We start from the raw sequence: 6809 nt of genomic DNA, 5'->3' as shown, positions 1-6809 counted from the left end.
GGGGCTCACCTCTTCCCATCCCGAACAGAGTAGTTAAGCCCGCCTGCGCAGATGGTACTGCAGTTATGTGGGAGAGTATGTCGTCGCCTTTCTTTTAAAACCCTTCATCAATAGATGAAGGGTTTTTTGTTTTATAGCTATTCCGCGTTGATTACAGAATTAAGAATAAAACCAATCAAGAACAAAACATGTGGAGTAGCAAAAATTATAATCGGTTAAAATTTTTTGTATTGGTTTTGTAGGATCAAGAACAAAATGACGGATCATAACGAAAACCTAGGAGTATCAAAAATTGTAACCGGTTAAGAAGTGTTATATTGGTTTTGTAGGATCAAGAACACTATACCGTTTAATCTAATTTTTGATAGTAATCGTTTATTCTGAAGTAATGTTATAGGTCTTTCATAATTTTTTATATTCTTTAAATAGTATTTCAGGCCGTTCTTTTTTGCCTACGTCCCATTTGTTATTATTTTCATATTGTAGAACCGTGCTTGAAGTTAATAATTGCTTAGCGGTTTCACAAGCAGCAAATTTTTTTGTGAATTTTACCATATTCAAGTATGATTGAGATTCTTCTACTTTTCGATGTGATAAAATCGTCCAAACTTTAAGTAAAGTAATTCAGAGATAACTGTATAGGAGGCTTTAAATTGGATTGAAGAATATAGAACATTTAGCATTTATATTACTTATAAAAGAATATGTTATTTTTAATACAAATTAAAAAAAATTATGCTGTTGTGTTTTAATCTTAAGGAAAGATTTGGAAGTAAACCTTAAATTTGGTGGTTTATGAAGTAGTAGTATAGACAAATCTAATGCTTAGTTTCCAGTTTCTTTTTTTGCTGCAATTTTTTAATTGGTAAAAAAATTTAGTGATTATTTGCTTAAGTATTTTTATTTTGTATTCGCAGTGTAAAATGTATTTTTTTTTATTAAATTTAACATATGTTTAGTCTTAAGTAGTTAATTATTAGCGTTAATGAAATTAGAGTGCCCATTTCTATGCGAATAATTTATTTTTCATAGTACTACATTTTATCTATTTATAGAAGTAAAAAAATAATTGTTAAATATATAATCTTTGCTTTTTTTTGAGAATTAAAATTTTCATTATTTTATTTATCAAAAGTATCCAGAAGATTATAAACGTCTTAGATTAGCTTTTTGTAAAAAAAAGAGATGCGAAAAATCAAGTTTGAAATTTGCAGTTTTTCTTTCCATATTAATATTTAAAAAATGTTGCAACAGTGATGGCAAAAAATAGTCAATTTAGTCTTGATGAAGGTGAAGTTCTGCATATAAAACCAGAATCAAGCATCTCCCAAACTGGTATCAATGATTTTCCTATTGTTGGTATTGGAGCGTCAGCTGGTGGCTTAGAAGCATTGGAATTATTTTTTGAAAACATGCCGATCAATACTGGGATGGCGTTTGTTGTGATTCAACATTTAGACCCGACTCATATTGGAATGATGCCAGAATTATTACAAAGGATGAGTAAAATGAAGGTTTCGCAGGCCGAAGATGCAGTAAGAGTAAAACCAAATACTGTTTACGTAATTCCACCCAATAAAAGTTTGTCTTTATTAAATAGTAAGTTACATTTATTTAGTCCAACACAAGCACGTGGTCTACGATTGCCAATCGATATTTTTTTTAAATCATTAGCGAAAGATCGTATGCAAAAAAGTGTCGGAGTTATTCTTTCTGGTATGGGATCTGACGGTCCGTTGGGTTTGAAAGCTATTAAAGAAAGTGAGGGTATTGCAATAGTTCAGGATCCTGCTACTGCAAAATTTGACAGTATGCCTCGCAGTGTATTAGAGATTGTTGTTCCTGATCTTGTAGCCCCAGTTGAAGAAATACCAAGTAAAATGATAGGTCTGATTAAATTTTTACCTCCAGCAAATAGGGAGGCTGTTTTTCTTACTAAATCCAAAAATAACCTTGATAAAGTTATCATCTTATTAAGGGAACAAACAGGGCATGACTTTTCAATGTATAAAGAGAGTACTTTAATGCGCCGTGTTGAACGAAGAAAAGGATTACATCAGATAGATGAAATACAAAATTACGTTCGTTTTTTACAAGAGAACTCAAGCGAGATTGAATTACTTTTTAAAGAATTACTGATTGGTGTGACTAGTTTCTTCCGGGATCCTGCAGTCTGGATCAAACTTAAAGAGGAAATAATTCCTAACATTTTAAGAGAAATGCCTAGCGGATACATCCTGCGAGCATGGGTTCCGGCATGTTCAACAGGTGAAGAAGCTTATTCATTGACTATCGTTTTTGAAGAAGCTTTATCTAAAATTGAGAGAACCAAAAGGATTAAAGTTCAAATTTTTGCTACAGATTTAGATGTTTTATCTATTGAGAAAGCTAGAAAAGGATTCTTTTATTCCTCTATATCAAAAGATGTTTCTCAAGAACGGATAAATAAATTTTTTGTACAGGAGAAAGACGGATACCGCGTGAATGCATCTATTCGGGAAATGATTGTTTTTGCACCCCATAATGTAATCAAGGATCCTCCTTTTACTAAATTAGATATAATCACCTGTCGTAATATGCTAATATACATGGAGCCCGAATTGCAAAATAAATTAATAACTTTATTTAATTACAGTCTAAATCAAGGTGGAATAATGATGCTTGGGACTGCTGAGACTATAGCAAGTACTATTAAGGGATTTGAAGCTATAGATTCTAAATTGAAATTTTATAAACGAATTGCAAGATCAGCTTATCCTAAATTTGCTAATTTTCCAAGTTCTTTTTCCCATCCAAAAAGAATAACTATTGACACTATGAATGAAACTAAGGTCGTTGAAAATATACAAAATCTAACATATCAAATCGTCCTGCAACGTTTTTCACCAGCAAGTATTCTGGTTAATAGCAAAGGAGATATTATTTATATTACGGGTAGAACCGGGAAATATTTAGAACCAGTTGCTGGCAAAGCAAACTGGAATGTTCATGCCATGGCGCGAGAAGGTCTAAGACATGAGTTGCCGGTTGCGTTTCGGAAAGCCTTACAGAATTTTGATCCCGTGTTTATTGAAAATGTAAAGATTTCTGAAAATGGAATATATCATTTTATTAATGTGACAGTACAACGAATAGAAAGTCCCGATGTGATAAAAGGGATAATTCTTATTGTTTTTACTGATATCCAACCTGTATCCGAAAATATTTTGAGTTCTTTAAAATCAAGAAAACAAACTGCAGGCATTAAACAACGAGAATTGGAAGCAGCTCTCGTTCGTAGTAATAAAGATTTAAACAGCGTTCGAGAAGAAATGCAAACTTCTCAGGAGGAACTTAAATCTACTAATGAAGAATTACAATCCACTAATGAAGAACTACAATCTACTAATGAAGAATTAACTACATCAAAGGAAGAGTTACAGAGCCTAAACGAAGAATTGCAGACCGTAAATACAGAGTTACAAAGTAAATTAATTGACTTTGAACAGGCAAACAATGACATGAAAAACCTGCTTAATAGCACGGAGATAGCAACTCTTTTTTTAGACAAAGAATTAAATATTCGTCGATTTACGGATCCTGTGACAAAGATATCCAAATTACGTGTAACGGATACAGGCAGGCCTTTTACTGATTTAGTATGTGATTTGATCTATCCTGAAATGGCCAATAATGCTCTTAAAGTCATCAAAACGCTGGTACCTATTCAAAAAGAAATAGCATCACATAATGATCGATTTTATGATGTTCGAATCATGCCTTATCGAACTCTTGACGATCGAATTGACGGACTTGTAATAACATTTACTGACATTACAGCAGCAAAGCAAGCAGAAGAATTACTAAAATTAGAGAATCAGTATCGTCGCCTTTTTGAATCTGCCAAAGATGGAATTTTAATTCTTAATTTTGATACCGGAAAAATAATCGATGTAAATCCATTTCTAGTCGGTATGCTTGGTTATTCTTACGAACAGTTTATCGAAAAATCAATTTGGGAAATAGGTTCTTTAAAAGATATTGTAGCTAATAAAGACAATTTTTTAGAATTGCAAAAAAAAGAGTTTGTTCGCTACGAAAATTTACCACTTGAAACAGCAAAGGGAAGAAATATACATGTTGAGTTTGTCAGTAATGTTTATTTGGTCAATACTAAAAAAGTAATCTAGTGTATTATAAGGGATATTTCAGATCGTGTTTTTGTACAAGAAGCTTTAGTCAATGCTGAAACTCGTTATAAATATCTTTTTGATTCAGTAAAAGATGGAATTTTATTTGTTGATGGAGCAACCGGAAAGATAAATGCTGTTAATCCTTTTTTTATTAATTTAATAGGTCTTTCTAAAGAGAGCTTTATTGGCAAAGAAGTGTGGACTGTTGAATTCTTTAAAAATATCATTAAAAATAAAAAATCATTCATTGAATTTAGCGAAAAAAATCATTCCAATCTTATTACAAGGATATGGAAACGGCAAGTAAGAGTAGTAACAATATAGAATTCATCAGTACTGTATATTTTATTGGTAATCAAAAAAATATTCAATTTTTCATACATGAAATAGCAGTATAGACTAAGAAAAGGTTGCAAAATTTCCAATTATAGATCGTTCAAATAGTAGTATTTTAAAAAAATTGCACTTATGGGTAATATTGAAAAAAAAACCGATTTACTTCTTAGAATAAGACAAAAGGTAGAAGAACTATATTTAATTAAAGAATCAAAATATAGTTCTCCACTTTCAGAAGTGGAAACATTAAAACTGATCCATGAATTAGAAGTTCATCAAATCGAGATGGAGATGCAAAAAGAAGAACTGATTCTTGCCAAAGAAGCTGCTGAAAATGCAATTCAGAAATACACAGAACTTTATGATTTTGCTCCCGTAGGCTATTTTACACTTACAGGTTCAGGCTCTATAATCGAACTAAATCTTTCAGGTTCCCAGTTTTTGCATAAAGACAGATCAAAATTAATCAATAGTCAATTTGGTTTTTTTGTTTCTGATGATACAAAATCGGTATTTAATAAATTTTTAGATTCCGTAATTAGCTCTGATAAAAATGAGTGCTGTGAAATTAAATTACTATTAGAAGACACTGCTTTAACAAATGTATATTTGATTGGAATCCTCTCGAAGAATAAAGAGCATGTGTTGATGACCATAGTGGATATCACACACCTGAAAGAAACGGAATTTGCTTTGATTGAAAGTGAAAAACGATATCGGGATTTATTGAATAATCTTGATGTTGGGATCATTTTGCATAATAAGGATGGTTCCATCCTTTATTCGAACCCAAAAGCTTCTGAACTCATTGGTTTGAGTAAAGAACAAATAAAAGAAAAACAGAGTTTTAATCCTATTTGGGAATTTGTAAAAGAAGACTATGAACAATTAGCGGTAGAAAACTATCCCGTAGATCAAATTATAAGAACTAAAAAACCACTTACTAATTTTACTATTGGCATAAAAAAGCCAGACATTACAGCTGTTCAATGGCATTTTCTCAATGGCTTTCCTGTTTTTAATGCTGCTGGAGACATAAGTGAAGTAATTATCAGTTTTATAGAAATAACAGAACTAAAAAAGTTGGAAATTGAGCTGACGAAGGCTAAAGAATCAGCTGAATCAGCTAGTAGGGCTAAATCCAGTTTTTTGACAAATATGAGTCATGAAATTAGGACTCCTTTAAACGGTATCATTGGCTTTAGTGATTTGTTAATGAGAACAAATCTGGACGTTAATCAAAAAGAATATATGAGCGCGGTTAATGAATCAGCAACCATTTTAATCGAAATCATTAATGATATTTTAGATTTTTCAAAAATTGAGTCTGGAAAATTAGAACTTCATATTGAAGAAATAAATCTTTTTGACCTGACCCATCATGTTATTGATATTTTTAAATTTCATGCAGAAGCCAAGAAAATAGATCTCATCTTAAACATTGAAAACACAGTTCCTAAATTTGTATTAGGCGACTCGATACGGTTAAAACAGGTTTTGGTAAATTTAGTAGGTAACGCTTTGAAATTCACTAAAATAGGGTTCGTACATTTATCGATAGGATGTGATCTTATTTCTGGAGATAAGAATCAATGTCATTTACACTTCTCTGTCAAGGATACTGGAATTGGAATAAAGCAAGAAAATCAAGAAAAAGTATTTCAATCTTTTATTCAAGAGGATTGTTCTATTACCCGCAAATTTGGCGGAACAGGACTTGGATTAGCGATCTCGAACCAGCTTTTAGGTTTGATGAATAGTGCGATACAATTAAAAAGTACATTTGGACAGGGTAGTGAGTTTTATTTTAACGTGACATTAGAAAGAGGTCAACACAAGAATACTTCAGGAGTTCAAGAAGTGAAAACTGTAGATGAAAACAGTACATTTTCTTGTATTGATTTCTCTAGGAAAACAATATTGGTTGTGGAAGATAATAAGATCAACATGCTTTTGGTTAGAACGTTGCTTAAATCGATACTTTCTGGCTGTACTATATTAGAAGCGTCAGATGGGGGAAAAGCGATTAAAATGTATAAGAAAGAGAAGTTAGATCTAATTTTAATGGACATACAAATGCCGCATAAAAATGGATATCAAACAACAGCAGAAATTAAACATTTAAAAAAATACAATAATATTCCAATTATTGCTTTAACAGCAGGGATCATGTTGGGTGAGAAAGAAAAATGTTTGGAGTCTGGAATGGATGATTATGTTTCAAAACCAATTATTCGTTGTGATTTAGAGGAAGTTTTATACAAGTGGCTGAAAGAGTAATTCTTAAAAAAGATGATTTAA

3 protein-coding genes and 1 rRNA gene are annotated in these 6809 nt (G+C 31.6%); all 4 read left to right on the top strand.

Annotation, left to right across the window (positions count from 1 at the left end):
- A 5S ribosomal RNA gene (gene rrf / locus IWX83_RS13760) occupies nt 1-92 on the top strand; the annotation flags it as partial.
- Nucleotides 93-1256: 1164 nt separating this feature from the next.
- Nucleotides 1257-4169, top strand: a complete 2913-nt coding sequence (locus tag IWX83_RS13755; RefSeq protein WP_196830449.1) for a chemotaxis protein CheB — start codon at nt 1257-1259, stop codon at nt 4167-4169.
- Nucleotides 4170-4172: 3 nt separating this feature from the next.
- Nucleotides 4173-4496, top strand: coding sequence for a PAS domain-containing protein (locus tag IWX83_RS13750; RefSeq protein ID WP_196830455.1), 324 nt, complete (start codon nt 4173-4175; stop codon nt 4494-4496).
- Between the two features lie 144 nt (nt 4497-4640).
- Nucleotides 4641-6788, top strand: coding sequence for a PAS domain-containing hybrid sensor histidine kinase/response regulator (locus tag IWX83_RS13745; protein ID WP_196830447.1), 2148 nt, complete (start codon nt 4641-4643; stop codon nt 6786-6788).
- Nucleotides 6789-6809: the final 21 nt, after the last annotated feature.

The sequence above is a fragment of the Flavobacterium sp. CG_9.1 genome, from assembly GCF_015751645.1.
Lineage (GTDB): Bacteria > Bacteroidota > Bacteroidia > Flavobacteriales > Flavobacteriaceae > Flavobacterium > Flavobacterium xanthum.
Note: the sequence above shows the minus strand (reverse complement) of the source record. Positions and strands in the feature narration are given on the sequence as shown.